31 protein-coding genes are annotated in these 26,073 nt (G+C 63.1%); 15 read left to right on the top strand and 16 right to left on the bottom strand.

The features are described from left to right. Nucleotides 1-59 precede the first annotated feature (59 nt). The 9 genes from SKA58_RS18575 (at nt 60) to SKA58_RS18615 (ending at nt 9,334) form a co-directional block, all read left to right on the top strand. The gene (locus SKA58_RS18575; protein WP_008603933.1) at nt 60-524 is read left to right on the top strand and encodes a DUF305 domain-containing protein; all 465 of its coding nucleotides are present in this window, start codon (nt 60-62) and stop codon (nt 522-524) included. Next, nucleotides 521-1,009: a DUF6692 family protein gene (locus SKA58_RS18580; protein ID WP_009823998.1), complete on the top strand. Its 489-nt coding sequence runs from the start codon at nt 521-523 to the stop codon at nt 1,007-1,009. Before SKA58_RS18575 ends, SKA58_RS18580 begins: the two co-directional genes overlap by 4 nt. Nucleotides 1,010-1,117: 108 nt before the next feature. Then, a complete protein-coding gene (locus tag SKA58_RS18585) occupies nt 1,118-1,822 on the top strand; it encodes an NAD(P)-dependent oxidoreductase (protein ID WP_009823999.1) in 705 nt (234 codons plus the stop codon). A 117-nt stretch (nt 1,823-1,939) separates the two neighbouring features. Continuing rightward, the gene (locus SKA58_RS19245; protein ID WP_232209509.1) at nt 1,940-2,299 is read left to right on the top strand and encodes a hypothetical protein; all 360 of its coding nucleotides are present in this window, start codon (nt 1,940-1,942) and stop codon (nt 2,297-2,299) included. A gap of 185 nt (nt 2,300-2,484) precedes the next feature. After that, nucleotides 2,485-3,651 (top strand): TolC family protein, encoded by a 1,167-nt coding sequence (locus SKA58_RS18595; protein ID WP_228222245.1) that lies wholly within the window; start codon nt 2,485-2,487, stop codon nt 3,649-3,651. Between the two features lie 8 nt (nt 3,652-3,659). Continuing rightward, nucleotides 3,660-5,156: an efflux RND transporter periplasmic adaptor subunit gene (locus tag SKA58_RS18600; RefSeq protein WP_009824001.1), complete on the top strand. Its 1,497-nt coding sequence runs from the start codon at nt 3,660-3,662 to the stop codon at nt 5,154-5,156. Further along, complete coding sequence (locus SKA58_RS18605) at nt 5,153-8,320, top strand: efflux RND transporter permease subunit (protein WP_009824002.1); 3,168 nt, start codon at nt 5,153-5,155, stop codon at nt 8,318-8,320. Before SKA58_RS18600 ends, SKA58_RS18605 begins: the two co-directional genes overlap by 4 nt. Then, a complete protein-coding gene (locus SKA58_RS18610) occupies nt 8,299-8,685 on the top strand; it encodes a copper-binding protein (RefSeq protein ID WP_228222244.1) in 387 nt (128 codons plus the stop codon). The genes SKA58_RS18605 and SKA58_RS18610 overlap by 22 nt, the downstream gene beginning before the upstream one ends. A gap of 103 nt (nt 8,686-8,788) precedes the next feature. Next, nucleotides 8,789-9,334, top strand: a complete 546-nt coding sequence (locus SKA58_RS18615) for a multicopper oxidase domain-containing protein (protein WP_009824004.1) — start codon at nt 8,789-8,791, stop codon at nt 9,332-9,334. On the opposite strand, the gene SKA58_RS19250 is transcribed toward SKA58_RS18615, so the two are convergent. The 3 genes from SKA58_RS19250 to SKA58_RS18630 all read right to left on the bottom strand — a co-directional run bounded on the left by SKA58_RS19250 (nt 9,286) and on the right by SKA58_RS18630 (nt 11,448). After that, the gene (locus tag SKA58_RS19250) at nt 9,286-9,909 is read right to left on the bottom strand and encodes a hypothetical protein (protein ID WP_050763084.1); all 624 of its coding nucleotides are present in this window, start codon (nt 9,907-9,909) and stop codon (nt 9,286-9,288) included. The two genes, SKA58_RS18615 and SKA58_RS19250, sit on opposite strands and share 49 nt — an antisense overlap. After that, nucleotides 9,909-10,424 carry a hypothetical protein gene (locus SKA58_RS18625; RefSeq protein ID WP_009824005.1) on the bottom strand — a complete coding sequence of 172 codons (516 nt, stop codon included), beginning with the start codon at nt 10,422-10,424 and terminating at the stop codon, nt 9,909-9,911. Before SKA58_RS18625 ends, SKA58_RS19250 begins: the two co-directional genes overlap by 1 nt. 151 nt (nt 10,425-10,575) lie before the next feature. Continuing rightward, nucleotides 10,576-11,448 (bottom strand): site-specific integrase, encoded by an 873-nt coding sequence (locus SKA58_RS18630; protein WP_083784942.1) that lies wholly within the window; start codon nt 11,446-11,448, stop codon nt 10,576-10,578. Here SKA58_RS18630 and SKA58_RS18640 point away from each other — a divergent pair. Beyond that, nucleotides 11,437-12,563 (top strand): IS3 family transposase gene (locus SKA58_RS18640; RefSeq protein ID WP_115288562.1). Its coding sequence is split into 2 segments (ribosomal slippage): nt 11,437-11,668 and nt 11,668-12,563, totalling 1,128 coding nucleotides; the frame shifts between segments, so codons are not numbered across the junction. The two genes, SKA58_RS18630 and SKA58_RS18640, sit on opposite strands and share 12 nt — an antisense overlap. Here SKA58_RS18640 and SKA58_RS18645 read toward each other — a convergent pair. After that, on the bottom strand, nt 12,529-13,587 hold the full coding sequence (locus tag SKA58_RS18645; RefSeq protein WP_009824008.1) for a DUF6538 domain-containing protein: 1,059 nt from the start codon (nt 13,585-13,587) through the stop codon (nt 12,529-12,531). The genes SKA58_RS18640 and SKA58_RS18645 overlap by 35 nt on opposite strands. A gap of 180 nt (nt 13,588-13,767) precedes the next feature. Here SKA58_RS18645 and SKA58_RS20540 point away from each other — a divergent pair, with 180 nt between their 5' ends. The 5 genes from SKA58_RS20540 to SKA58_RS18665 all read left to right on the top strand — a co-directional run bounded on the left by SKA58_RS20540 (nt 13,768) and on the right by SKA58_RS18665 (nt 17,539). After that, nucleotides 13,768-14,781: a universal stress protein gene (locus tag SKA58_RS20540; protein ID WP_083784943.1), complete on the top strand. Its 1,014-nt coding sequence runs from the start codon at nt 13,768-13,770 to the stop codon at nt 14,779-14,781. Nucleotides 14,782-14,783: 2 nt separating this feature from the next. Beyond that, nucleotides 14,784-15,323: a hypothetical protein gene (locus SKA58_RS18655; RefSeq protein ID WP_009824010.1), complete on the top strand. Its 540-nt coding sequence runs from the start codon at nt 14,784-14,786 to the stop codon at nt 15,321-15,323. A 55-nt stretch (nt 15,324-15,378) separates the two neighbouring features. Next, nucleotides 15,379-16,404, top strand: a complete 1,026-nt coding sequence (locus tag SKA58_RS18660) for an IS110 family transposase (protein ID WP_009824011.1) — start codon at nt 15,379-15,381, stop codon at nt 16,402-16,404. Between the two features lie 269 nt (nt 16,405-16,673). Then, complete coding sequence (locus SKA58_RS19975) at nt 16,674-16,796, top strand: HAD hydrolase family protein (protein ID WP_009824012.1); 123 nt, start codon at nt 16,674-16,676, stop codon at nt 16,794-16,796. Further along, nucleotides 16,793-17,539 (top strand): HAD-IIB family hydrolase, encoded by a 747-nt coding sequence (locus tag SKA58_RS18665; protein WP_009824013.1) that lies wholly within the window; start codon nt 16,793-16,795, stop codon nt 17,537-17,539. Before SKA58_RS19975 ends, SKA58_RS18665 begins: the two co-directional genes overlap by 4 nt. A 146-nt stretch (nt 17,540-17,685) precedes the next feature. Here the strand turns inward: SKA58_RS18665 and SKA58_RS18670 are convergent, their stop codons facing one another. From SKA58_RS18670 to SKA58_RS18725, 12 genes are all read right to left on the bottom strand, one after another. Continuing rightward, nucleotides 17,686-18,126: a four-helix bundle copper-binding protein gene (locus SKA58_RS18670; RefSeq protein ID WP_026109687.1), complete on the bottom strand. Its 441-nt coding sequence runs from the start codon at nt 18,124-18,126 to the stop codon at nt 17,686-17,688. Nucleotides 18,127-18,140: 14 nt separating this feature from the next. Further along, nucleotides 18,141-18,584, bottom strand: coding sequence for a DUF1622 domain-containing protein (locus tag SKA58_RS18675; RefSeq protein ID WP_004212663.1), 444 nt, complete (start codon nt 18,582-18,584; stop codon nt 18,141-18,143). Further along, entirely contained in the window at nt 18,571-19,293 is a 723-nt protein-coding gene (locus SKA58_RS18680; RefSeq protein ID WP_004212662.1) for a hypothetical protein, read from the bottom strand. Before SKA58_RS18680 ends, SKA58_RS18675 begins: the two co-directional genes overlap by 14 nt. Then, a complete protein-coding gene (locus SKA58_RS18685; RefSeq protein ID WP_009824015.1) occupies nt 19,290-20,018 on the bottom strand; it encodes a hypothetical protein in 729 nt (242 codons plus the stop codon). Before SKA58_RS18685 ends, SKA58_RS18680 begins: the two co-directional genes overlap by 4 nt. After that, nucleotides 20,018-21,928 (bottom strand): 2Fe-2S iron-sulfur cluster-binding protein, encoded by a 1,911-nt coding sequence (locus SKA58_RS18690; RefSeq protein WP_009824016.1) that lies wholly within the window; start codon nt 21,926-21,928, stop codon nt 20,018-20,020. Before SKA58_RS18690 ends, SKA58_RS18685 begins: the two co-directional genes overlap by 1 nt. A 23-nt stretch (nt 21,929-21,951) precedes the next feature. Further along, nucleotides 21,952-22,272, bottom strand: coding sequence for a hypothetical protein (locus SKA58_RS18695; RefSeq protein WP_009824017.1), 321 nt, complete (start codon nt 22,270-22,272; stop codon nt 21,952-21,954). 60 nt (nt 22,273-22,332) lie between these two features. Next, complete coding sequence (locus tag SKA58_RS18700; RefSeq protein ID WP_004212658.1) at nt 22,333-22,554, bottom strand: hypothetical protein; 222 nt, start codon at nt 22,552-22,554, stop codon at nt 22,333-22,335. Further along, the gene (locus tag SKA58_RS18705; protein ID WP_004213016.1) at nt 22,551-23,030 is read right to left on the bottom strand and encodes a heavy metal-responsive transcriptional regulator; all 480 of its coding nucleotides are present in this window, start codon (nt 23,028-23,030) and stop codon (nt 22,551-22,553) included. The genes SKA58_RS18700 and SKA58_RS18705 overlap by 4 nt, the downstream gene beginning before the upstream one ends. 138 nt (nt 23,031-23,168) lie before the next feature. After that, on the bottom strand, nt 23,169-23,528 hold the full coding sequence (locus SKA58_RS18710; RefSeq protein WP_009824018.1) for a hypothetical protein: 360 nt from the start codon (nt 23,526-23,528) through the stop codon (nt 23,169-23,171). Nucleotides 23,529-24,319: 791 nt separating this feature from the next. Next, nucleotides 24,320-24,727: a YgjV family protein gene (locus tag SKA58_RS20600; RefSeq protein WP_009824019.1), complete on the bottom strand. Its 408-nt coding sequence runs from the start codon at nt 24,725-24,727 to the stop codon at nt 24,320-24,322. 188 nt (nt 24,728-24,915) lie between these two features. Continuing rightward, nucleotides 24,916-25,446, bottom strand: coding sequence for a GNAT family N-acetyltransferase (locus tag SKA58_RS18720; protein ID WP_007686150.1), 531 nt, complete (start codon nt 25,444-25,446; stop codon nt 24,916-24,918). Then, nucleotides 25,443-26,063, bottom strand: a complete 621-nt coding sequence (locus SKA58_RS18725; RefSeq protein WP_008832583.1) for a recombinase family protein — start codon at nt 26,061-26,063, stop codon at nt 25,443-25,445. The genes SKA58_RS18720 and SKA58_RS18725 overlap by 4 nt, the downstream gene beginning before the upstream one ends. Nucleotides 26,064-26,073: the final 10 nt, after the last annotated feature.

Genomic DNA, 26,073 nt, shown 5'->3' on the forward strand with positions numbered 1-26,073 from the left:
CTAGGCACGATGCACACGAAAAAGGTGGAGGGGGCGGCAACTACTGGCGGTTCATGGCAATGGTATCGACCTCGACCGTGATCATGTTCTTCCTGATGTATGCCAACAGCTTCGACATGGACGACGTTTTCTGGAGCGAGACGCGCTTCTGGATGATGTTCGTCATGGGCGCGATGATGATGGTGGTCATGCTTCTCTTCATGTGGGGCATGTACAAGGACCGGACCAAGAACTTCATCATCTTGGGTGTCGGAGCCGTCGTCTTCGCGCTCGCGCTATGGCTCGTACGCAGCCAGACCACGGTGGACGATACGGAATACATGGCCGCGATGATCCCGCACCACTCGATCGCGATCATGACTAGCGAGAGGGCGAGCCTGAAGGATCCGCGGGTTCGCGAACTCGCGCAGGCCATCATCGTCGCGCAGCGGCGCGAGATCGCCGAGATGAAATATCTCATCCAGGACATCGAGGAAAACGGTCCGCGCACCGAAGAACGCCTGCCCGAGGAGATGCAGCAATGAACAAGATCGCAATCCTGACGCTTGCAGCCCTCCCTCTGGCGGCCTGCAACACCAATACCGCGGTCGGCAATGATCGCGAAGCACAGCTCGATCCCCCGGCAACTGCGGCGCCGATAGAGAGTGCTGCGAGCGCTCTTGCCAACCTCAGCCCGGGCCTCATGCTGCCCGAGACCATGAGCGACGCGGACCTCGCCACGCTGGGAGCCGAGAACACGTGTCAGTTTCGCCTGACTGAGGTCGCGTTTCCGTCGTTCGTCTACGACAACAGCGGTGGCGGCGCGATCAAGATCAACGGCAAGCTGATCCCTGTCACAGCAAGCGCCTCGGGTGAGTATGCGAATGGTGAGCTTCGTATCCGCACGCGCCTTCTCGATGACGAAGGAGACGCGGGCCTGCAGATGCAGGAACTCATCGTCGCCGGACCTCGGATGAAGGACGAGTTCGGGTTCTGGGGGTACACGACCTGCGGCAACAGCGAGGCGTGAACACGAGCGAGCGGGCGCCAGCGTGCGTCGGCGCCCGCTCCATGATCACGACGGGCCCGGCACGCGCGGCCAGATTCATAATGAGGTACGACAGTGGCAGCAGAGCCTGTGACCGATGCAGCACCCATTGCGGTCTTCGGTGCCGGAGGAAAGACCGGTACGGAAATACTGCGCCATGCGGTTCGCAAGGGCATCGCGGTTCGAGCGTTCGAGCACACCTTGCCCGAACCATCGGACCGGGTCGATAACGTCGAGTACTTCCAATGCGATGTACTCAATGACGACTTCAGCAGCGAGCTCGAAGGTTGCCGTGCTGTTATTTCCGCACTCGGTATAGGGTTTAGTCCATCGACGGCGATCGATCCGCCTCCGCTTTACACGGAGGGAACCCGCAGGCTGGTGGAAGCGATGTCGGCAACCGGCATTTCCCGGATCGTCGTGATATCGGCAGCGTTCGTAGAGGCGCAGTCCAGCGTTCCTGCATGGTTCGAGCTCACAGCAAGACCAGCCTTGCACAAAATTCTCGCACAGATGCGCGCAATGGAAGATCTTCTGGAGCGCGCGAAAGGCCTGGAATGGACGGCTGCGCGACCGGGCTGGCTCCTGGACGAACCCTATACCGGTGAAGCCGTCATTTCCGACGAGCGCCTTGCCGAAGGTTGCTTTCGCTGCCGGCACGCGGATCTTGCGGCAGCGATGCTCGAATTCGTCTGCGAGAACACCTGGGTCAACGCCAAGCCCGCAATAGCCCGCCCAGAAGAAGACCGCTTCGAAAGCATGACAGCGCTGAAAGCCGAACTGGGAATCGACTGAGGAGGAGGCGGCATGTTCGAGACACGTACGGCGACAATCGGGAGGGGTCACGATAATTTTGAGACTCTCCGCAGGCTGCATGACCTTGTCTTAAAAGCGGCAAAGCTCTAGGTGAGTGTGATGCGAGCCTTGCGTACCCTAGGACTGTTATTGATCGCCTGCGGGCTATTCGTCCAGTCGGCCGCGCATGCTTCTGCTCTTCCTCAGGTCGTCGACGCAGGCGATCCGGCCTGCGCAGAGATGGAAACGATGGCGGGCGCGACTTCCACGGAAGATGACGGCAGCGCACCTTGCAAGAACCTTCGGCTGGATTGTCTGGTGGCGCTCGGGTGCATTGCGCCGCTCGCTCCCGGCGCTGATGCGACCCTTTCCGAAGACTTACCGGCGCAGGCTGCTCAATTCAGCGGTTTGATCTCCAATTCGCTCGCCGCCCCAAGGCTGGGGCCAGAACCGCCACCTCCGCAATTTCCGGCATGACCCGCGTGCAGGCTTAAGCCTGCGCGCTCCTGCCTCTGGATGAACGGCCTGCGCTCGACGCGGGCCGGTGATCCGGAACGCGTGCCTGACGCGCTCCTTTTGCGGAATGAACAATCATGAAACGAGTATGCTGGACCGCGCTTCCGGTCCTGCTGGCCATTGCGCCGGCAAGTAATGCCCAGTCGGTGGGCTATGAAGAAGCTTTGCGAGCAGCGGCTAGCGACCAGCCGCAGGTTCGAACAAGCGAGCTGCGACTGGACGCCCGGCGCGAGATCGCCGACGCTGCCGATGAACTGCCTGACCCGCGCCTTCGCGCGGGCATCCAGAACCTGCCGGTAAGCGGGCCGGCCGCGTTTGATCTGGGTCGCCAGCTTCCCACGCAGATCCAAGTCGGAATCGAACAGGAGATTCCCAATCTCGCAAAGCGCAGGGCCCGGTCTGGAATGGCGGACGCCGACATCGACTTTGCCGCAGCACAGTTGATTCAAACCCGTTACAGGGTGTGCGTCAGCGCAGGAAAGGCATGGATCTCGTTGGCTTACGCCCAACGGGCTCTGACCGTGGCCGACGATGCGCTTGCTGAAATCGGGGGGCTCGTGCCACTCGCGCGCAGTTCTGTAGCCGCCGGTTCGGCCAGACCCGCCGAAAGTCTCGAAATACGCCGTGCCGTGCTCGAGGTCGAAGATATGCGGACCAAGATTGAAGCCGACCGAGAGGCCGCGCAAGCCATGCTGTCGCGCTATACCGCTCTGACGAACGCTATCGCGACCGGAACCACGCCTTCGCCCGATCTCGATCCCGAAGGTTTGCGGGCAAGTTTGCAAAGCAATCCGGAACTTGTCGTGGCGCTTGCGCAGGTTCGTCAAGCGGAAGCGCGAAGTGATCTTGCCCGATCGGAAAGGCGTCCGGATTTCGGCGTCAATGTGAGCTATGGAAGGCGCGATCCCGACTTTGGCGATGTCGTCTCGGTGATGGGTTCGATCACGCTCCCGATTTTCGCCGACCGGCGCCAAAACCCGCGTGTAGCCGCCGCCGACGCCGAGGCGGCGGCGGCGCAGTCGGCCAGAGCAGACCGGCTCCGTGAACTCGAAGCCCAGTTCGAGACCGATCTCGCCGCATGGCGCAGCGCTTATCGACAATGGCAGCGCGCGACGGACGAACTGCTCCCTCTTGCCGAAAGCCGCGTGGACCTCGAACGCGCGAGCTTTGCCGCAGGCCGCGCGGATCTGCTCGACATCATCGACGCCATCAAAACGCTCGCCATGCTGCGGGTGGAAATTCTGCAACGCGAAGAGGCGTCCGTCGAGGCCGCCGCGAACCTGCGACTGACTTATGGGGAGTATGGCCGATGAGACCCGCAATGGGAGCCGCGTGGGACAGGCTGTCGCCGCGCCAGAAATCCTGGATGATGGCAGGCACGGTCGCGCTCATCAGTCTTGCCGCCGGCTATGGTCTCTCGCAGCTCGGCGAAGGCCAGGGTGGTGCAAGCGACGCGGGCGGCAGTGCGACCGAATGCGAGGAGGTCCTTTACTGGTACGACCCGATGGTGCCGGGGCAGCACTTCGACGAGCCGGGCAAGTCGCCCTTCATGGATATGCAGCTGGTGCCCAAGTGCGCGGGCGAGGAGGCCACTGCAGGCGTCAGGATAGATCCCGGCCTGGTGCAGAATTTCGGCATCCGCACCACTGAAGCCGAGTACGGCGTCCTCGAGCCGGAAATAACCGTCACAGGCGTTCTGGCCTACAATGAACGCGACGTCGCGATCGTCCAGCCACGTGCCGGAGGCTATGTACAAAGAACCTACGGCCGCGCGCCCGACGATGTCGTTGGACGGGGCGCGCCGCTCGCGGATATCCTGGTTCCCGAATGGGGCGGAGCGCAGCAGGAGTATCTGGCCGTCCTGAACAGCGGTGATGAAGAACTTGCGCAGGCCATGCGCGAACGCATGCGCCTTTTGGGCATGCCTCCAGGCCTGATCTCATCGGTAGGGCGCAATGGACGTCCGCAGTCCACGATCACCGTTACCGCGCCGATTGGAGGTGCCATCACATCGCTCGGCGTGCGTCCGGGAATGACAGTCATGGCCGGACAGACGCTCGCCGAGATAACCGGTTTCTCACCGATCTGGCTCGAAGCCGCGGTGCCTGAAAGGCAGGCGGCGACTGTCCGCGTCGGGCAACCTGTCAGCGCGACGCTGACCGCATTCCCCGAGGAACGCTTCTCCGGGCCCATCATCGCTATCCTGCCGAGCGCGCAGGATGCAAGCCGTACGATCACCGTTCGTGCGCAACTGCCCAATGCATCCGGGCGCCTCAAGCCGGGCATGTTCGCACAGGTCTCGCTGACCCCGGACACACGCCGCGCGCTGCTGGTACCGTCCGAAGCGGTTATCAGGACCGGACGTCGAACCATCGTGATGGTGAAGCAGGACGAGGGCGGTTTCATGCCCGCCGAGGTCCGGATCGGCCGCGAAGCGGGTGGAAGGACCGAAGTGCTGGCCGGTCTGTCGGCAGGCGACCAGGTCGTGACATCGGGTCAGTTCCTGCTCGATTCCGAAGCAAGCCTCACCGGACTGGACGTCCGTCCGATAGATCAGGCAGATGACGCTTCCACCGGCGGCGAGGACGCACCAGCGACCTTCGGTGCCACCGGCACGATCCAGTCGATCGCCAATGGTTCGGTGACGCTGCGGCATGGTCCTGTGCCCCGGCTCGATTGGCCCGCGATGACCATGACCTTCCGCACGAAGAGCGCGGCGCAAATGCGCGGGCTCGAGACGGGAGACAGGGTGCGCTTCACCTTCACCCAGCAGGATGCCGGCCCCCGGATCGAGTCTATCACGAGGGCCGGACAATGATTGCTCGGATAATCGATGCCTCGATCGCCAACCGCCTGTTTATCGTTCTCGCCGCCGTCGCGGTAACGCTGGCCGGTTTCTGGGCGGTGCGCACGACGCCGGTCGACGCGTTGCCCGATCTGTCCGATGTGCAGGTTGTGGTCCGGTCAAACTATCCGGGTCAGGCCCCCCGGATCGTCGAGGAACAGGTCACCTATCCCCTGGCAACGACCATGCTCTCGGTGCCGGGGGCGAAAACCGTCCGTGGCTATTCGATGTTCGGTGACAGCTATGTCTATATCATCTTCGAGGACGGTACCGACCTCTACTGGGCACGCTCGCGCGTGCTCGAATATCTCAACCAGGTGCAGAACCGCCTGCCCGATGGCGTCACGAGCACGCTTGGGCCCGATGCAACCGGTGTGGGGTGGATCTACGAATATGCGCTCGTCGACCGGACCGGCGGGCACGACCTTGCCGGACTGCGCAGCCTGCAGGACTGGTTCCTGCGCTACGAGCTCAAGACGATTCCCGGCATTGCCGAGGTCGCCAGCGTCGGCGGAATGGTCAAGCAATACCAGGTCGTGCTGGAACCTTACCGGATGGCATCGCTCGGCGTGACTCACGCCGAGATCGTGAGCGCAATCCAGGCCGCCAACCAGGAAGCGGGCGGCTCGATCGTCGAGATGGGCGAAGCCGAATATATGGTGCGTGCCTCGGGCTATCTCGGCGACCTCGACGATTTCAGGGCGATCCCGCTGCGCGCGGTGAGCGGCGGCGTTCCGGTCACGCTGGGCGACGTAGCGACGATCCAGGTCGGCCCCGAACTGCGCCGAGGCATCGCCGAGCTCAATGGCGAAGGCGAGGTTGCCGGCGGCATCATCGTCCTGCGCCAGGGGGCGGATGCGCGAAGCGCAATACAGGCCGTGGAACTCAAACTCGATGAGTTGCAGGCAAGCCTTCCCGAAGGCGTCGAGATCGTCACGACCTACGACCGATCCCAGCTCATCGATGCGTCGATCGAGAACCTCACCACGAAGCTTATCGAAGAGTTTATTGTCGTGGCGCTCGTATGCGCACTGTTCCTCTGGCACGCGCGTTCGGCACTCGTCGCCATTATCACCCTGCCTTTGGGCGTGCTCGCAGCCTTCATCGTGATGCGCTTCCAGGGCGTCAATGCCAACATCATGTCGCTGGGTGGAATAGCCATCGCGATCGGTGCGATGGTAGATGCCGCCGTTGTGATGATCGAGAACGCGCACAAGCATCTCGAGCGATGGGAACACGAGAATCCCGATACCGTGCTCGCGGTGAAGGAACGCTGGCGGATCATCGCCGATGCATCGAAGGACGTGGGACCGGCGCTGTTCTTCAGCCTGCTGATCATTACGCTGTCGTTCCTACCGGTCTTTACCCTGCAGGCGCAGGAAGGGCGGTTATTTGCACCGCTTGCTTTCACCAAGACCTATGCGATGGCTGCCGCGGCCATTCTTTCGGTAACGCTGGTGCCGGTGATGATGGGTTGGCTGATCCGTGGGAAGATCCCTTCGGAAGATTCCAATTTTCTAAACCGCTGGCTGACGAAAATCTATCGTCCGGGGCTCGACTGGGTCATGCGGCGCCCCAAGGCAACGCTGGCGATCGCGGCGCTGATCTTTCTGACCACCGCGATCCCCTTCACCCGGCTTGGCGGCGAGTTCCTCCCGCCGCTCGATGAAGGCGATTTGCTTTATATGCCGAGTGCATTGCCCGGCCTTTCCCCCGGCGAGGCGTCGGCGCTGCTGCAGCGCACCGATCGCCTGATCAAGTCGGTCCCGGAAGTGGAAACGGTGTTCGGTAAAGCGGGGCGCGCCGATACGGCGACGGATCCGGCTCCCCTGACGATGTTCGAAACGACGATCCGCTTCAAGCCCCGCGAAGAATGGCGCGAGGGAATGACGCCCGATCTGCTGGTCGAGGAACTCGACCGGGTCGTCCAGGTGCCGGGCCTCGCCAATGTCTGGGTGCCGCCGATCCGCAACCGGATCGACATGCTCGCGACCGGAATCAAGAGCCCGATCGGGGTCAAGGTGTCAGGCGACGATCTCGATCAACTGGAACGCGTTGCACTCGATGTGGAGCGTATCGCCAAGACCGTGCCTGGCGTGAGTTCCGCGCTGGCCGAGCGGCTGTCGGGCGGTCGCTATGTCGATGTCGATATCGACCGGATGGCGGCCGCGCGATACGGACTCAACATTGCCGACATCCAGCAGATCGTCTCTGGTGCAATAGGCGGCGCCAATGTCGCACGGACCGTCGAGGGGCTGGCGCGCTATCCGATCAATGTGCGCTATCCCCGCGAAATCAGAGACAGCGTCGATGAACTCAGGGCCCTGCCGGTTCTGACGCCGTCCGGCCAACAGATTACGCTCGGCACTGTCGCCCGTATCGCCGTCAGCGACGGTCCGCCGATGCTCAAGAGCGAGCAGGGTCGTCTGACCAGCTACATCTATGTCGATGTCCGGGGCCGCGATCTTACTTCGGTGGTCGCCGATCTTCAGGAGGCCGTCGCCGCGGGCGTCGATCTGCCTGCCGGCGTCAGTCTGTCCTATGCGGGCCAATTCGAATATCTGACGCGCGGCTATGAGCGACTAAAGATCGTGGTTCCCGCGACGCTCGCGATCATCTTCCTGTTGCTTTATCTCATTTTCCGACGCTGGGACGAAGCCTTGCTGATCATGGGCACGCTGCCCTTTGCGCTGACGGGCGGATACTGGTTGCTCTATCTGATGGGCTACAACCAGTCGGTGGCGACTGCGGTAGGCTTCATCGCGCTCGCCGGCGTCTCCGCCGAATTCGGCGTCGTGATGCTGATCTACCTGAAAGCCGCACTGGAACGGCGACAAGCTGACCTGAGCGCCGAAGAAGTGGACGAGGCCATCCGGGAGGGCGCGCTCCTGCGCGTGCGGCCCAAGGCGATGACCGTCGCAGTCATCCTTGCCGGTCTCTTTCCGATCCTGATCGGCACCGGCGCGGGCTCGGAAGTCATGAGCCGCATCGCCGCGCCGATGGTCGGCGGCATGATTACCGCGCCGCTCCTGTCCATGTTCCTGCTTCCCGCCGCTTATCTGTTGTTGCGGCGCCCCCGTCCGGAAAAATCGGCCAATTCTCAAGGAGAAGAAGAATGCGTACCCCAACCTACATGATCCTGCTCGCGGCACCGCTGGCGCTTGCAGCCTGCGACGCTGCAGACGACAGCTCAGAGACCATGATGTCTGACGACATGGCGAACTCGGACAGCATGCCCATGTCAGGCGAAATGCCGATGGCGGAAGAGACCGGCGGCGAGCAGAGCGCCAGCGCGGAGGGAACGGTAACAGCCATCGATTCCGAGGCGGGCACCGTGACCATCGAGCATGGTCCGGTCGAAAGTATCGGATGGCCCGCGATGACCATGGCCTTCGAAGCCGACGAACCAATCCTCGAACAGGTCAGTGTCGGTGAGGGGATAGCCTTTGAATTTCGTACTGGAACCGAAGGCAGCGTCGTTACCTCGGTAACGCCGCGATAGGACGGTGGGTGGGAGGCGCTCGGTTGCGCCGGTGCCTCCCACGCGAAAACAGGTGAATATGCCAGGTATCGACAGGCCCAACTTTCAGGATCGCCGCGACTTCATGAAAAGCGCCGGCCTCGCGGCGACGGGTTTCGCGGCGCTGCCGCTGCTGGGTTGCGACACGCAAGGCAAGATGTCGCTCGATCGATCAGGCGCAAGCAGTCCCCTTGCTATTCCTCCGCTACAAGCAGGAACGATCGAACGGGGCGAGCGTGTCTTTCGCCTGTCCCTGACACCGGGCGAGAAAGAATTCGTGCCCGGCACTCCGTCTCCGACGATCGGTATCGACGCATCCTATCTCGGCCCGACCCTCGAAATGCGCCGCGGCGAACAGGTTCGCTTTCACATCGACAACAAGCTTGCCGAAGATGCGACCGTCCACTGGCATGGTTTCGAACTTCCCGCCACAGCGGATGGCGGGCCGCACCAGCTCATACGGCCCGGTGAGCGCTGGAGCCCGTCCTTCGAACTACGCCAGCGCGCTTCGTTATACTGGTATCATTCGCATCTGCATCGCCGGGCCGGACCACAGGTCTATGCCGGACTTGCTGCCCCGATCTACGTGCGCGACGAGGAAGAGGATCGCCTCGATCTGCCGAGCCGGTAGCGGCCTTCCTCACCGTTGATGAGGGGCATGACGAACGTCGAGAAGCCCGAGCCGGGTCGCACCGTCCGCACCGGGCAGATCAGATGGCAGTGGGGCACACCATGCCCCCAATGCCTTCCGGGCACATGCAGAACGGCAACAGCCGCCACCTCGAGCTGGAGAGCAAGCAGGAGTCCGAAGCCTCGCGACAGCTCCCAGACCTCGTGCAGGCGCATCTCGGAAGGTATGCTGTCTGCCTCCGGAAATTTCAAGGTCATCACGGCTGCAAGGTGCTTGATGGCTCCATCGTCGTTGATGTGAAAGGCCTCGCACATTCGCTGGGGATCGCGAAATTCATCGGGCGCCCCCCGCGGCAGCAGGACATCCCACCGCTCCGCTGTCGGATCGTTCCACTTCGTGCCGACAGCCGGCCTGTCGGTCGGATAGAGGCGCCGACCAATCACATCCTCCAGCCTGCGACGCGGCTGAGATTGACCAGCATCGGCGCCGACCACCCCATAGGAGATGTTCTGCTCCTCGCCGGTGATCGGATCGTAATCGAGGCCTGGCGGTGCGTTGTGCTTCCTGACCGGCATCACAGCACCTCCGTTCCGCGCGTGGCCTTGATGATCTCCTTGGCCGCGCGGCACACGCCGTCGCAGCGCTCCTGCCAGGTGACGAAATCTGGCTCCGCCTCGATATGCAGACCATCAGCGGCCATTCGGACGTGGGCGCCCTTGCGGGACGGCACGAGCCAATGGTCGCCATTCCCCGAATAAAGAATGAGATCGGGGAGCATGATCGTCTGATCGCCGCTCCAGATCACCGCATCCCACAGCACCGGATCCAGAACCTCCGGATGGAGGCCGTGCCGCGCCAGGAGGACGTCGCAGCCCGTTTTCATTGCCGCACGCTCCATCGCCTCGCGGAAGAGCGGATAGGTACAGGGAGTGGCGGCGAGGATCAGTCCAGCCTGGCTGAGGCGGATGGATCCGGCAGGTAGGCCATAAGCGACGGCGCGGCCCATCGGGTGCGGCAGGATTTTCAGAGTGTGGCGCAGGACGCTGGAGGACGTGCGCGAGCCTTCATAGTGCGGTTCGGTATAGTTCATCAGGGAAAACCCTCTTGCTGGAGAGGAGCCGATCCGTTTGATCGGCTCCTAGGCTTCCCTTCGATTTTCATCTCTTCAGGAAGTCGCAGCTTCCCGCTTGTTCATTTGCTCCACTTGTGAGCGGCGAACGCCTGTTCGCCGCGCATCTTCGTCAGGCGGCCTCCCGCCGAGCCACCGGCGCGGGGAAGTAGGGCAGCTCGAGCTTGGCCACCTCACGAGCGAGGCGAGTGAGCGGTGCGCCATCGCCGTATTTGCTGCCGATATCGGGCCTCCAGTGCCCGGTCAGCTGGTCATGGATCTCCTTCGAGATCCCGGCGTCCCGGCACTCGTCCTTGAACTTGTGGCGGAAGCTGTGGAACACGTAGTTGCGTTCATCGATGCCGATCCGGTCGAGATAGCGGTTGGTACGCCGGCTGAGATTGTGCGTCAGCTTCTCGTTGGAATTGAGCTTCACGTCCCGAAACACCCGCTGGTCCGGCTGGCGACCCCGCCGCGCCCACTCCAGGAAGCCGAGCTCGATCAGCTTCGGGTGCAAGGGCACCCGGCGCCTCGAGCTGTCGGTCTTCAGCTCCTGATCATCCCCCAGGTTATCCAGCCAGAGATAGTGGATGCCCTTCTCGGTCCTCACGTCGCTGACAAGGAGCTGGCCGAGCTCCTCGATCCTGGCTCCGGTGGCAGCCGCCAGCAGGAACACCCAGTAGAGATCGTCCGCATAGACCTCCTCGCCCGGCAGGCAGCGCCGGAAATCCGCCTCGCCCGCGCAGCCTGTGAACATGGGCGAGGCGAAGATCTTGTGCATGTGCGCGTCCGTGAACGGTCGACGCTCCGTCTGGGCGACCACCCGCCCGCGCTTCTCCCCGATCATGCGGATGCGAGCCATCGGGTTTCCGTCCAGATCATATTCTTCCAGGACAGAGGAGATGATCGCCGAAAGGCCGCCGACATACTGGACTTGTAACGGTTTTGCGCCGGTCACCTGAGCGATTAGAGCTCGCAACAGGAGACCGACGAGATGATCAAGCATACAGAAGAGTTCAAGCAAGAGGCGGTACGGATCGCGCTGACCAGCGGGTTGCCGCGCGATCGGGTTGCATCGGATTTGGGGATAGGGAAGTCGACGCTGGGCAAGTGGGTATCGCAGTATCGGCCCAGTGATCTGGTTTCAGCGCCGCAGGCAGATCTGGCGCGTGAGAATGAACGCCTTCGCCTTGAGAACCGTGTGCTGCGGGAGGAGAGGGAAGTGCTAAAAAAGGCCACGCAGTTCTTCGCGAGCCAAAGGCCGTGAAGTTCGCATTTGTGCATAGCTGGCGGCACCGGTGGCCCGTTGAACTGCTCTGCCGTGTCATGGATGTCAGTGAACGCGGCTATCGTTCCTGGCGCTCGCGCCCGATCAGCAGGCGGGAGCGGACAGATATGAAAGTGCTGGCCCATATCCGGGAACAGTACAGGCTGAGCCTTGGCAGCTACGGCCGTCCTCGCATGACGATGGAGTTGAAGGAGGTAGGGCTCGATGTTGGCGAGCGCCGGGTCGGGCGGCTGATGAAGATCAACGGGATCAAGCCAGTCCGCACGCGCAAGCACAAGGTTACGACTGACAGCCACCATCGCCTGGGTGTCGCAGCGAACTGGCTGGACGGCGATTTTGCCGCAGATGCGCCCAACCGTAAATGGGCCGGCGACATCACCTATATCTGGACGTCCGAAGGCTGGCTCTACCTTGCCGTCATTCTCGATCTGCATAGCCGTCGCGTCGTAGGCTGGGCAGTCAGCGACAGGATGAAGAAAGACCTGGCGATCAGGGCGCTGGATATGGCGGTGCGCCTGCGCCAGCCTCCCGAGGGCTGCCTTTTCCATTCGGATCGCGGTAGCCAATATTGCTCCTACGACTATCAGAAAAAGCTGCAGGCCTATGGCCTGCGTCCATCAATGAGCGGCAAGGGAAATTGCTACGACAATGCGTCCGTCGAGACCTTCTTCAAATCCCTGAAGGCGGAACTCATCTGGCGGCAGAGCTGGCCGACGCGGCGTCAGGCAGAAGCCGCCATCTTTCAGTACATCAATGGCTTCTACAACACCCGTCGCCGCCATTCATATCTAGGCGGCATCAGCCCGCTCGCGTTCGAAGCCAAGGTGGCATAATGAGATAGGTGACCGGCACAAAACCGTTACAAGTCCAATACTTCTTGATCGATGCCGGCGAGAGCGCGGGACGGTCCTCGCGTCCGACCCGGTCGAAATGGACGTAGAGATCGTGAAAGGAGAGCCTGCGCTCATCCTTGGTGAGGTACGCCGGGATCGCCATGTGAGCGTCGCGGAAAATCCGGCCATGCCGCGCGGTGACGGCCGTCAGAGGCATGTCGCCGAACAGATCGTGAAACCGATTCACGGCCACCAGATACTCGCCTGCAGTCTGGCTGCTGGGGCCCTGGAACTCCTTCCACAGCTCATAGGCGTCCCGCATGGTGCCGCAGGCCGGCGGCGGCGCTGCCGCCAGCTGGGCAGCCCAGGTGGCCGGCACGACGCTGGTGGGATTCTTGTGAACCTCGGGCTTCAGGAGCTCGGCTAGCAAGGCTTCTGCGAGGAGACGCGATTCGCGGCGGCCGGGCTGCTTGTCGGGCAAACCGGCAAACTCGCGCACTTCGGGAAGGATGATGCTCGCCCGGCTGTAATCTCCGCGTTCGAACTCCTGCCGCAACGCCTCGATCGGATCGGGGAAGGGCATCGCCCGGGCGTCCGCGACCGTCCCGTCGGGGCCGAACTCCACGTCGTCAGCCAGTTGGTTCTGTTTGGCGGTCTGCTCGATCTCGATGTGGCCCGCGACGAAGGCGAGCGCAAAGGCCGCGCGGTCGGACGCCTTCCTGACCGAAGCAGCATCGCGCCGATTCCCGAGCAGGAACTCGGCCGCGATGTCCGCTGCTCGCTCGGCCGTCATCGGCGCGGCGTCCGGCCCGAGGGCGGCGAGGGCGACCTTCTTTCGGGCCTGCCACTTGGCATCTTCGGCCGCGAACAGCTGCTTTGCGGCTTCATAGTCGCGAACGCCGAGCGACTGTTTCCACTCGGACTTGCCGCCGAACTGGCTGCGCAGGGCTTCGGGGATCTCTCGGCGCAGGTAATAGACGCCGTTTTGGTGAACGTAGAGTCCTGGGGTTTTTGTCTTTTTCATACCGTCTCGCTGTACAAGTCTACTGTACAAGCAGCGGTAAAAAAGGGCTGAATCCTGAGATTCCGCGCGCTTCAAGCGTTCTGGTGACCCCTACGGGAGGGGACGCCAGGCCGAAATGCCGGTTGTTCCCGCTGTCCTAGCCGCCACGAATTCGATGGAGATCCAAGGCAAGAGGAGCATTTGATATCAGCCGCTTCAGCATTTCCAGCTCTGGCGCAGGCGTCCCCCCGACCGCAGTCCGGGATTGTCGCCTGTATCGATTGCTCCGATCATGATGCGTGGATCTACTCACACGCTCGTGCGCTCGCGACAACGCTCGACGTCCCTATTACCCTGCTACAAGTACTTGACGGCGAGGGCTCGACGCGCTCTCGTCCAGACCCGATTGAATGTAACCTCCGGCGGCGCGAAGCCCTGCGCGCCCTCGATCGATGCGCCGCCGCGACCAGCGCACCTCCAACCAAAACCTCCATCGAATTGGCCGAAGGCCAAACCGCGGAGGAAATTTGCCGCTTTGTCCGAGAGTGCGACGACGGCATGGTCGTACTGGGAAGACGAGGCAGGCAAGAGGCCGGTCGCCCGGGCATGGGGGCAACCGTGCACAAGGTGCTCATGCAGACGCCAGCCCCGGTCCTGCTCGTACCGGTAGAGGCCCCGCTTCCGGCAGCGCCCTACAGAAGGGTTGTGGTGCCGCTTGACGGCTCTCGTTGGGCTGAGAGCGTGCTGCCCCTAGCTGTGCGTCTTGCGAAGGCCTCGGAAGCGGAACTCCTGCTCGTCCATGTCGTCCCTACGCCCGAGATGATCGAGGCACGGCCCCTGGAAGTCGAGGACAAGAAGCTTCAACAAGCCCTTATAGAGCGAAATGAGCAAGCAGCACGCAGCTACCTGGATCGAACGAAATCCAACCTCTCGGCGTCCGGTCTACGAATGCGTACGATTTCGATCCGTGGCGAGGATGTACGCGAGGTGCTGTGCGATCTTATTCAGCGCGAGAGGGCCGATATTGCCGTCCTGCCCGCGCGCGGCCACAGCCATCGGCATGTTTCCGACGTACCCTATGGAACGGTCGCCTCCTACCTGATGACGCATTGCAATGTACCAATGCTCGTAACGCCTGCGACAATCCGCTCGGGAAAAGCGCAGATCGCCGTAGGGCATAATTGCCTCCGGCTACCCCTCGCCGCCCAAGCCTGATCATGGCCGATATTGAGGGGACCGACCCTATTTCGGGGGCGGCCGACGAGACCGCCACACGCCATCAGCTGACAGGATTGATCGGTCGCTCAGCGCCTCTTCCCATCTGGGCGCATCTCGACGCCATGAAAGACTGGCTGGCTCGAGCCCGCCAGGCAGCCACGCAAGCCGACCAGCGCGGCAGCGCCGCAGCCGAATGGCTACTCGACAACGACTATCAGATCCAGCGCGCGATCCTGCAAATTGGTGAGGGTCTTCCGAAGGCTTTCTACGCGAAACTTCCCGGTCTTGCTGAAGACGGCCTCAGGCGACCACGCGCCCATCAAGTCGCGCAGTCTCTGCTTCTGGCGTCTCACCTGCAAGTCTCACTGTCCTCGGCTGTCGAATTCGTCGTTCGATATCAGAATAAGATGCCGCTCAGCATAGCTGAAACCTGGGCGATTCCTACGATGCTACGTATCGTTTGTCTTGAAATGATCGTTACGGGTTTCACCCAACTTTTTCCTCAAGTCGCTCCCCCTTTATGGATGGCCCGCCCCTAAACCGAACCGCTATCATCTCGTAGCAGCGGGAGGGATTTAGGAAGGAGCGACGGTCATGGACGTATCGGTTCTTGGAGTAGATCTGGGCAAGAACAGCTGCAGCGTGGTTGGTCTGGATGCAACCGGGAAGGTCGTCGTCCGCCGGCGAATGCGGCGCGAGACGGTCATCGCATATGCAGGCACTCTGCCGCCGTGCGTCGTGGCCATGGAGGCCTGCTGCGGTGCGCATCACATGGGCCGTGCGCTGGAGCGGCAGGGGCATACCATTCGCTTGATGTCACCTGAGTATGTCCGCCCCTACGTCAAGGCCCAGAAGAATGACGACCGCGATGCCGAGGCGATCGCGGAAGCTGCGACACGGCCGACTATGCGATTTGTCGAGCTGAAGTCCGAAGAACAGCTGGACATGCAGACGCTGCATCGCATTCGTGATCAGCTCGTCGGTGAACGCACTTCGCTAATGAACCAGATTCGGAGCCTGCTTCTGGAACGTGGCCACATCGTACCCCAAGGCCGTGCAAAGCTCGCCGTCCGGCTTGCCGAGTTGCTTGACGCAGACGAGCCAGTGCTTGGCTGCCGCATCCACCGGCTTGTAAGTGATATGCGGCAGCGCTGGACCGCACTCGACGAGCGGATCGGCGATCTCGATGCCGAGTTCACCCAAGCGGCGCAGGAGGACGAGCGCACGCGGCGCCTGCTGACCATACCCGGCATCGGGGCGCTTAATGCGACCGCGCTTGTGGCCGCAGTTGGCGATGCCCGCACTTTCGGGCGTGGCCGTGATCTTGCCGCGTGGCTGGGCTTGGTACCACGACAAGCGACAACGGGGGGCAAGCCGCGACTGCTGGGAATCAGCAAGCGCGGTAGCCGTTATCTTCGCAAGATCCTTATCCAGGGAGCGCGTTCGTCGTTACCAACGATGAGCAAGAGTGACACACGCCTTGGCGCCTGGCTGCGCGGTCTGCTTGCGCGCTCCCACGCCAACACCGTCGTGGTCGCCCTGGCTGCCAAGATGGCACGTATAGTCTGGGCGCTGCTCCGCCACGAGCGCACCTTCAATCCGGTTGCGCAAGCGGCCTGAATGAGTTCGGTCGATGCACCTCGCACCGACTGGATGACGTCTGCGGGAGGTAAGTGACAGATGGCCTGACAGTCGACCGGTGTCTTGGAACCCTATGGCGCAAAATGGCACTCGATGCCGGCCCCTTTATGAGGACCAGGACGCGCGGATCTCCATCTTGGCCAACGATCTCGCATCGAAAGGCCGGATACGTTTTCGCAGACTGCTCAGTACATCCAACACAAACCGCTTGCCGACGGGGCGGGCCATACGTTGCACTAACGAACGCCATGGGCAAGGCGCCTGAGGAGATCCGTAGCGCAGCGCATTACATTTCAACCAGCAACGACAAAGATGGCATCGCCGATGCCATCGACGCATTTCTGCTGCCGCTTGTGGGAGGATCATCATGAAGCGACTGGCCGCTTTCGACCTCGATGGAACGCTCGCGCTCAGCAAGCAGCCGCTCGACGATGAAATGGCGGATCTGCTTACCCGCCTGCTCGACGTGACGATGGTAGCGATCATCTCCGGAGGCGACTGGCCGCAATTCGAGAAACAGGTGGTGTCGCGCATGCCCGCCCGTGCGCGGCTCGACAATTTTATCATCCAGCCGACCACGGGCACCAAGCTATATCGTCACGCCGACGGCCAATGGACGCGTATCTATGCCGATCTGTTCACCGGCGACGAAAGCCAGCGCATCCGCGAAGCACTGACCAAGGCGGTCGAGCAGGCGGGCTATGCAAACGAGAACATCTGGGGCGAGCAGATCGAGGATCGCGGCAGCCAGATCACATTCTCCGCGCTCGGTCAGCAGGCGCCGCTCGAGGCCAAGGACACGTGGGATCCCGATCACGCCAAGCGCAAGAAATTGCAGGCCCTGCTCCAGCCGTTGCTGCCAGGCTTTGCCATCAATATCGGCGGGGCGACATCGATCGACATCACCCGCGAAGGGATAGACAAGGCCTATGGCCTTAAGCGCCTTTCCGAGCAGACCGGCGTCGCACTCGACGAGATGATCTTCTTCGGTGACGCGATCTTCCCGGGCGGAAATGATTATCCGGCCAAGCATCTCGGGCTGGATACCGTGCGAGTCCGCGACGTTGCCGAAACCAAGTCGGTGGTTGGCGCGATCGCTGCCTGGCTGGTCTAGAAGCGCTACCGCCGATCCTTAACCAGTCCCGCTTTCGCACCCATACGACCCAGCTTCGCAGCGGTCCCACATTGTAGAGCCGACGGATCGCTTCAATGGTGCTGGAGCTGCTTGACCTCACTACGCCTGGGCGCGTTCGAGGAAACTCAGCTCGCCATGTCCGCCATCATCCGACAGCTGGCGGCGCAGTCCTTGCAGGTAGCCGAGCAACGCTTCATCCGCTCGTCCACGACGTGGCTCAGGCATTCCCGCGCACATCGTTCGCAGGCGTCAGCGCAGGCGCGACACAGGATGGTATGGAGCGGGGATTCGCGCAGCATCGAGTTGGCGGTCGCCTGGCACAGTTCCGCACAGTCGTTCAGCATGGCGATCAGCGACGCCGTGGCTGACGCGCCGCCTTGCTTCGTCAGCCAGGCGGCGGTTTCCAGGCACATGCGGTGAGACGCCACGCAATCGTCGATGCAGTCCGTCATCGACATCGCCATCCCTTCCATTCGATGCTGCTGCGCCGCCGCCGGCGCAGCCAGCGTTCCGGCGGCGGCAAGGCCGGCGCCCGCCATCAGCAATTCGCGTCTCTCGATCATGATGCGCCTTCCATCTGCTATCGCTTGAGCGCTGTGCCGCATCCGGCGGCCTCAGCCGTAGCCGGCGACCCATCCGACGCCGCACGCGCCTTCTCCCGCGCCATCCGGGTTTCCTCCCAGGGCCAGTGGCCGTTGATCTCGACCCCGAGCGAGATGCTCAGGAAGGTCCGCACCAGCACAAGCCCGGCCAGCACGATGAGATCGTCGAGCGTCGGGTTGATCACCAGCGACTTGACGATGTCGCCGGCGACCAGAAATTCCAGGCCGAGCAGGATGCTGCGGCCGAGCGCCGATCGGAACGCGCTATAGGCCTCGGTTCGGTCGCCCGCCCTCGCCCGCCGCGCAAACAGAAAGGTTGCGAGCCCCGCGCCGACCAGGATGGTCAGCGTGCCCGCCAGTTCCAGGCCGATCACCGCGAGCCGGAAGAAGGCGCTCAGCCAGTCGGCCTCAATGGTGATCATACCAGCCTCGCTTGCGGATATTGTTGAAGCTGTCGGTAGCGTGACAGGCATAGCATTGGTCGACGCGCGCCTTCGACCCGGCTGCGCGCTGCGAGACCATGCTGAAATGCTCCATGAAGTGACTGGGCGGCGCCTTGTGGCACTCGGCGCACTGCGTCGAATTGACCGATGGATGGCGGTAATTGGCGATCTTCCAGCTGTCGGTCTTGTGACAGCTCGCGCAGTCGGTGCCGAACAGGCCCTGGTGCGGATCGCGGAACGCATGGCAGCTCGCGCAATTGAGCGCGGTCTCGGGGGTCAGGCTTCGAGTGTTTGTCGACATGCCCGCCAAAGGCTGCCGCCACTTTGCCATGTCGAGCAAGGCGGCGTGATCCATGCGGATGATGCCGCGCTCTCCCTCATGTTCGACGTGGCAGGAGGTGCACTGCGTCGCTTTCGCGTGGAACTGCGTCGACTGCTTCGTCCCGAAATCCGTGCCCGCATGGCAGGTGAGACAGGTCCGGGTTTCGACGCCCTTGCCCGGCGTGTGGCAGGCCGTGCATTGGCCGGCGAAGGACTGGTGGGCGCTCGAGAGCGGGCCGGGCGCTACGAGCTGCGCCACCAAGCCGGCATCCCTCGGCGCGTCCGATCGCATCCGGATCGCGACCGCGGCGACCATCACCAGCAGGGCTGCGATGAAGACGGCATAGGAAAGACGCTGCCAGCTCATAGCCAGCGCAGCCCGTAATAGATCGCCGCGCCGACGTGGAGCGCGAGCAGCGCGAAGATGAGACAGCCCAGCAGGATGTGCAGGAACCGCCATCGCGCGAACAGGGTGTTGGTCGCCTCTTCGGCGCGGATCGCGAATTCGGTATCGGCCAGCGCCGCGGCGATCCCCGCCCTGTTCTGGGGGTGCTGGCCCGCGGGCGCATCCCCGGCGACGAACAGATAGCGCCTCCAGCCCGACAGCGGCGCGGCTGCGGTATCGGCCTGCGCCGGCGCCGCCGGCTCCTCAAGGAAGGCGGCGCGAAGCGAGGCCAGTTCCGACCTGCGTCCGCGCAGCGCCCGACCAAGCTGGGCAAGCAGGTAGCGGCCGATGAAGCCGGTGATGACCGTCATCAGCAGGAGGACGGTCAGAAGCAGTCCGACCGGGCTTTCGAGCTTGTGCGCGGCGTGGACCAGACCCAGGATCGGCGCCAGCACGCCGGCATAGATGTGGATGGCGAGCAGGGTAGGCTTGCTGACGAGCCGGGAGAGCACTTTGTCGACCCAGGCGATGTGCTTGGCCGCGACATAGGGAAGCGTCAGCAGCATCAGCACGAGCGCTGCGATCCCGATGATCCCGCCAGCGAGGCTGCCCGGAAAGCGCGGTGACACATGCACGAGGTAGCCGAACGGGAACAGCAGCAGGAATGCGACCAGCAGGCCGACGGCGATGTCGCTGCGTTCGCGCATCAGGCTTCGACCACGAGCGGCGTGCCCGTGCCCTTCGCCTGGCACGCGAGCACATAGCCCTGCGCCTTGTCGGCGGGCGCGAGGCCGGACTCGACCTCCATCGTTACCTCGCCCTGCAGCAGCTTGACGACGCAGGCGCCGCATGTGCCCGCACGGCAGGCATAGGGGATCTCGACGCCCGCGCCCTCGGCCGCCTCGAGCACGGTCTCGTCCGCGGGCAAGGCCGCCGACACCCCCGACACGGAGAAGGTCACCGTGCTCGGTGCCACCTCGGCGCTCGGGGCCGGCTTAGCTGCTGGCGCGGGCGCGGGCTTGACCTCGAGATCCTCGTGGTCGGCCGGCAGCGAGGCCGGACCGAACGCCTCGGTGTGCAGCTGCGCTTCGGGGACGCCGAGTTCCGCCAGCACGCCGCGCATCGCGCCCATCATCGCCGGCGGGCCGCACATATGGATCCGCCGGCTCGCGATCTCCGGCACCGCGGCCAGGATCATCTCGCGGGTGATCGGCCCTTCGGGGCCCATCCAGACGGTGCCGGGCGCGCGCTGCATCGCGGCGACGACATGGAGGTTGGGAAAACGGCGTTCGAGCCGTTCGAGCTCGTCGCGGAACACGAATTCCTCGGTCGACCGTGCGCCGTAGAAGAAGAAGATATCACCCTTCCACGCGGTGTCGGTGAGATAGCGCAGCACCGACATCATCGGGGTGATGCCGACCCCGCCCGCGATCAGCACGATGCTCTGGGCATCCGTTCCCGTGAAGGTGAAGGCGCCGAACGGTCCGCTGACCTTCAGCAGATCGTCGGCGACGACCTTGTCGTGCAGGTATCGCGAGACCACGCCCTGCTCCTCGCGCTTGACCGTCAGTTCGACATAGGCCCGCTGGGTCGGCGAAGAGGCGATCGTGTAGGAACGGCGCGCGGTCTTGCCCGCTTCGGGCTCTACCTCGACCTGCAGGAACTGGCCCGGCAGGAAGTCGAACGGCAGCCGGTCGGCGGCCGGGTCCGCGAGCCGGAAGGTCAGCACGCTCGGCGTCTCTCGCACGATCTGGACCACGCGCAGCTGCCCCGCCCAGCTTTTGGGCTTGCGCAGCGAAGCTCCCGCGGGCGCGGCCGCATTGCTCGAGGCGAGCCCGGCGCTGCCGGCAACGGGGGCAGGTGCGGGCGCGAGCTTCGCAGCGGGCGGGACAGCCTTCGGCTCCGGCTTTTCCGAGGTCTTGGCGGTGGCGACACCGCCGGCGATCGCCCCGATCCGCCGGAGGCGGAAGATCTGCAGCGCGATCAGCGTGGCGCTCACCAGCCCCAGGAAGAGCATGAGAAGGAGGTGTGAGGGCGAGATGCCGAACCAGTGGTCGGCATGGCCGGGCGCGGCCTGGTCGATGTCGAGCTGATCGCGCAGCCAGGCAAGCCCGACCTCCCGGGGCGGCTGCAAGCCGCCGATCGCGCCCTGCGCGGCGGTGCCGGACCGGAACAGGTCGGTTCCCTCGCGCAGGCGGCGCGCCGCATCGAGCCGGGCCGAGACCGTGGTTGCACGCGCGCCGTCGGCCGAGGCGGCGTTGATCATCGCTAGGCCCGTGCTTACCCGTTCGCCAGCCTGCGCAGCGACCCGCTGCCTTGCCGCTTCGTCGAGCGCGGGAAAGGCGAGCAGTTGCGAGATGAAGCCGGTCCGGCGCGATTCGTGGCCGTGCTCATTCTCCCCTTCCCCATTGATCATGCGATCCATCATGGGGTTCATCATCTTCGCCATGTCCGACGACCCCGACGATGCCGGTGCGGACATGCCCCCGCCGGCCGGCATGCCTGCGCCATGATGCGCGGCATGATCCTCGCCCTCCTGCGCGCCCGCGCCCGCGGACAGGCTGAGAGCGATTGCGCAGCCGAGGCTCAAGCGTCGAAGGCTGATCCGCCTGGACATCCTCATCCCCTTTTTCAGCGCGCTTACATATCCTTCATCGGCATCGCCGAATTGCCCGGCGCGGGATCGGGTGCCGGCGCGGTCTGGTTGCCGGCCCCGGCGCGCATCGCGTCATGGTCCATCGCCTGACGGTGATGCCGCTCCATCTCGGCCTGGTTGCTCATCGCGTCCATCGACGCCGCGTCTGCAGCGTTGCCGCTGTCGGTCAGGACCGGGGTGGCGGCGACGCTGTTCGCCGCGGGCGGCACCGTCTGGTCGGCCTGGCGGTCGCAGCCCGAAAGCGCGAGCGCCAGCAACAGGCTTCCGCCGACAAGCGGAAGGGCTTTTTTCGCATGGTCGATCATAGCTTGCTCCTTGGCTTGAAAACTGTGGTCCCGGGCGCCGGGGATGGCGCCCGGACCGGCTCATTGCGCGCTGCGCAGGATCTGAAGGCACCGGTCGTGCGAGAGGTTCATCGGGTTGCGCCCCTGCCCCTTCATCTCGCCATGATCATGCGGCGTCTGGAGACCCATATTGCCCTCCATCGCCCGGCAACTCTCGACCTGCGCCGAGGTCGGCCGCGTGGTTACACAGGCGCCTAGAAGCAGCGCCGGCGTGAGGACGGCGATCAAACGCATTTTCTTCATGACAAAAGCCCTTTCGCTAGTGATGATCGTTCGTCCTGCGCTGCCTGATGTTTCTTGTTATGCTGTTGGTCTTTCCGCCGCGCCGTCAGGAAGGCGAGGATCGGGCAATCGGAGACGGGCACTTCGCCCGGGCATTCGTCGGCGAGCATCCGCAGCATGTCGCGGATATCCGACAGGCGCTCGAGCCGGGCTTCGGCGTCCGCGATCTTGGCAAGCGTGATATCGAGCACGGCCTGGGCATGCGCGGTGTCCGACGCCCTGAGCGCCAGCAGCTGCCGGGCCTGTTCGAGTGTGAAACCAAGCTCCTGCGCCGAGCGGATGAAATTGACGCGCTCGAGGTCGGTCGCGTCGTAGAGCCTGTAGCCCGCTGCCGTGCGCGCGGGTTCGCGCAGCAAACCCATCCGCTCATAATAGCGGATCGTGTCGCGGCCCACGCCCGCAGCGGCGGCCAGTTCGCCGATCTTGAAATTGCCCATGTCATCCGCTCGATCATCATGCCGGTTGTGTCCAGGGTCAAGCGGTTCGCTTTGACCCCGAACGGTCCGTTGCCGCCGGCAGCCCGCTGCCCCGACGTCTCGCATCCGGGCAGCTTGTGCCGGCGGGCCACCGGCTCGTCAGTTCTTGCGAAGCTCGACGATGTCGTGCTTGGCAGGCGTACCGTCGGCGACGGACACGTGCGCGAAGTGATCATCGAAGATATGATCGATCGTCACATGGCCGATGAGCTGGCGGTGATAAGTCGGCGCCACGCCTTTGGACGGACCCGGATGGGTCACGACGCGATAGACCTCGAGCTTCTGGCCGACCTCGGCGCCATCGGCCTTTCCGATGCAGACGACCGTGCCGTTGCTGCCCGTGTCGACGATCGAACCGCGCATGAACCAGGTGTGGCCGATACCTTGCGCGAATAGCGGAGAGGCGCCGAGCATCGAGATTCCGGCCAGCGCCACCATGATGGACTTCTTCATCATCATCTTGACTCCTTGAGTGAGCGTTGAGAACTGCTGCTCGATTTCTCGAGGGGAAGATTTTGTTTCTTCGCCCACAGGACTATGGTCCCGGGTCCAAGCTCGGTATACGTAGTGTTCGCAGCCGAAGTTTTTCGGGCAAGGTGTCTGAAGGCCGGGCTTACTCGTACGTAACGATCCAGGGCACGACTTTCGTGTTTATGAAACGTAGTCTGGAACCAGGCCTTAACCCCTGAGGACAAGCGCTTTACGTCCAGCTAGCCGCGCAAAACGGCTACGTTGGCGATAGAAGAAGGTCGTCGAAGGTTCGTCCGACGAATTTACGCTTCGCTATCTCCCTCGTATCTCACGAGCAATTCCTTGCGGGCTGCCATTTCGGTCGCAACAGATGCCACCCGGGCAGGCGGAGCAGGCGGTGCCTGCAGCTCCGGAGAAAGCGCCTTTCCAGCCTACTCCAGTGCTCCCTGCCGCACCCCTAAGCCCCGCCATCATCAACGGGAGCGAAAGACTGTGGCGGCCTTTCCGGAATCCACCAGACCTGGCAAAGGCCCCACTCTGCTGACAATTTCATTTCGACCTCGACCGGAACTGATGGCATCTAGGCATGGCCCCAGCCAAGTCAGGCGGCGGCCAGGGGCTACGCGTAGCGCGACCGGTCCCGGGATCGATCCCGATCAACAACATCCGGAACGCCTTCGGCGTCCTCGTTGAAATCGCGAATTGCGGCGCGGCGCCATCCGCTGTTTTGCTCACTTCCGGAAGGAGCCACCCTCATTCCATCGTCGCGCGAAACTCTGTCATCCGGTCCGCTTCAAACGCGTTGGTGCCGGGATGAATGTGCTGATCAGCGTATTCCAAACAGAGATCGACAACAAAGGATTTCGATTCCGGACAACGAACTTCATCAGGTTCGCGAGGTTCGAGACCAAGGATACCAAATCAGTGCCCAAGGCGAACAAAGCTCCGACCATCATATTGTGGACGAGCCAGAATGGGGCCCCTACGAGAAAAAGGCCTTTCATCCGCGTAGTCGAGGTTTGGAGCCGTGCGAAGCTGCCCAACGAACTGCCCGTGAACGCCAGAGCTGAGGGGAGACCGTGCCAGGTCACAACCGACAGAAAAGCCATCAAAATCAGACTAGCGCCGTAAAGCCTCGTCACCACATAGCGATCACGCACTGACGCGGAAATGCGAGCTGCGAACATGAAATGAGGCACGCTATCGCCGCAGTGGGTGAGCCGAGCATCAAAAAATAGAGCGCGAAGGCGGCAGCACCCGCGCTCTGGATTTTCACCGCGGTTCGATAGTCGTCGAAAAACGGCCAGCTAAGGGGGCGTTTGCGGGAGGGGGCGGAATCCTACGCCAAGCTCGCCCAGATAGCCGGCGCGAGATCTTACTTGTTGCTGCCTTCTACGGTCGCGCCAGAAAGGCGACGGCTCAGTTCTATCCGGCGATGGCTACGCATTTTGAAGGTGTCTGGCCCAACGCGCCGATACTCAATGAAGCCGAGAGAACGCCAAAATCGCTCTGCCGCTTCATTCGCTTCCAGCACGGCCAACCGAATCTCTGTGGCACCTCTCGCAGCGGCCCAGCTTTCGACCGTCGAGTAAATTGAGCGTCCGACGCCACGACCACGCTGTGCGGCATCTACGATCATGAAGCCGAGATACCATGTGCCATCACGCGGATAATCGCGGAGGATGGCCGCGATTGCATATAGGCCGCCAGGCCCCTTCCATCCCAGGACAGCTTGATTGTGGGCGCTCTTTTCGGGCGGCACATCGGAGAAAAGCTCGCGAGCATCGTCCAGCGTGGGCGCGGCCCCGTCCTGCAACAGGAAATAGTCGCTGCAACGGTTGTACAGGTCTGCAACGTCTGCGGCGTCCGCTTGGGTAAGTTTGATCGGGGCTCCCGTCATCATCATCGCGTTTTGGCAGCAAGCACGCGCTGACCGTAATCCCGGAGTTCCCCGTTGGGACCGACATAGCGGTAGAGAGTGACGCGCTCGATCCCGAGTTCCTTGCAGAGGTCGGAAACGGACGTGTCGCGTTGGGCCATAGCAGCCTGAGCGAGCCGCACCTGGGCCTTGGAGAGGGCGAACTTGCGGCCACCCTTGCGTCCCCGCGCGCGGGCAGCGGCCAGGCCAGCCATGGTGCGCTCGCGGATCATATCCCGCTCAAACTCCGCCAGTGTGGCAAAAATGCCGAACACCATCCGGCCCGATGGCGTCGTGGTGTCGATCTGCGCGCCCTTGCCGGTGAGCACCCGCAGACCGATACCGCGATCCGACAGATTCTGCACCGTGCTGACCAGGTGGGTGAGCGTTCGGCCGAGCCGGTCGAGCTTCCAAACGATGAGGACATCGCCGTCGCGCAACGATTTCAGGCAGGCGGCAAGACCGGGGCGATCATCACGGCTACCGGATGCACGATCATCATAGATATTGCCTGGCTCGACACCTGCAGCGCGAAGGGCATCGTGCTGCAGGTCGAGCGACTGCGAGCCGTCGGCTTTGGACACGCGGGCGTAGCCGATCAGCATGGATCACAAA

The sequence above is a fragment of the Sphingomonas sp. SKA58 genome, from assembly GCF_000153545.1.
GTDB lineage: Bacteria > Pseudomonadota > Alphaproteobacteria > Sphingomonadales > Sphingomonadaceae > Sphingobium > Sphingobium soli.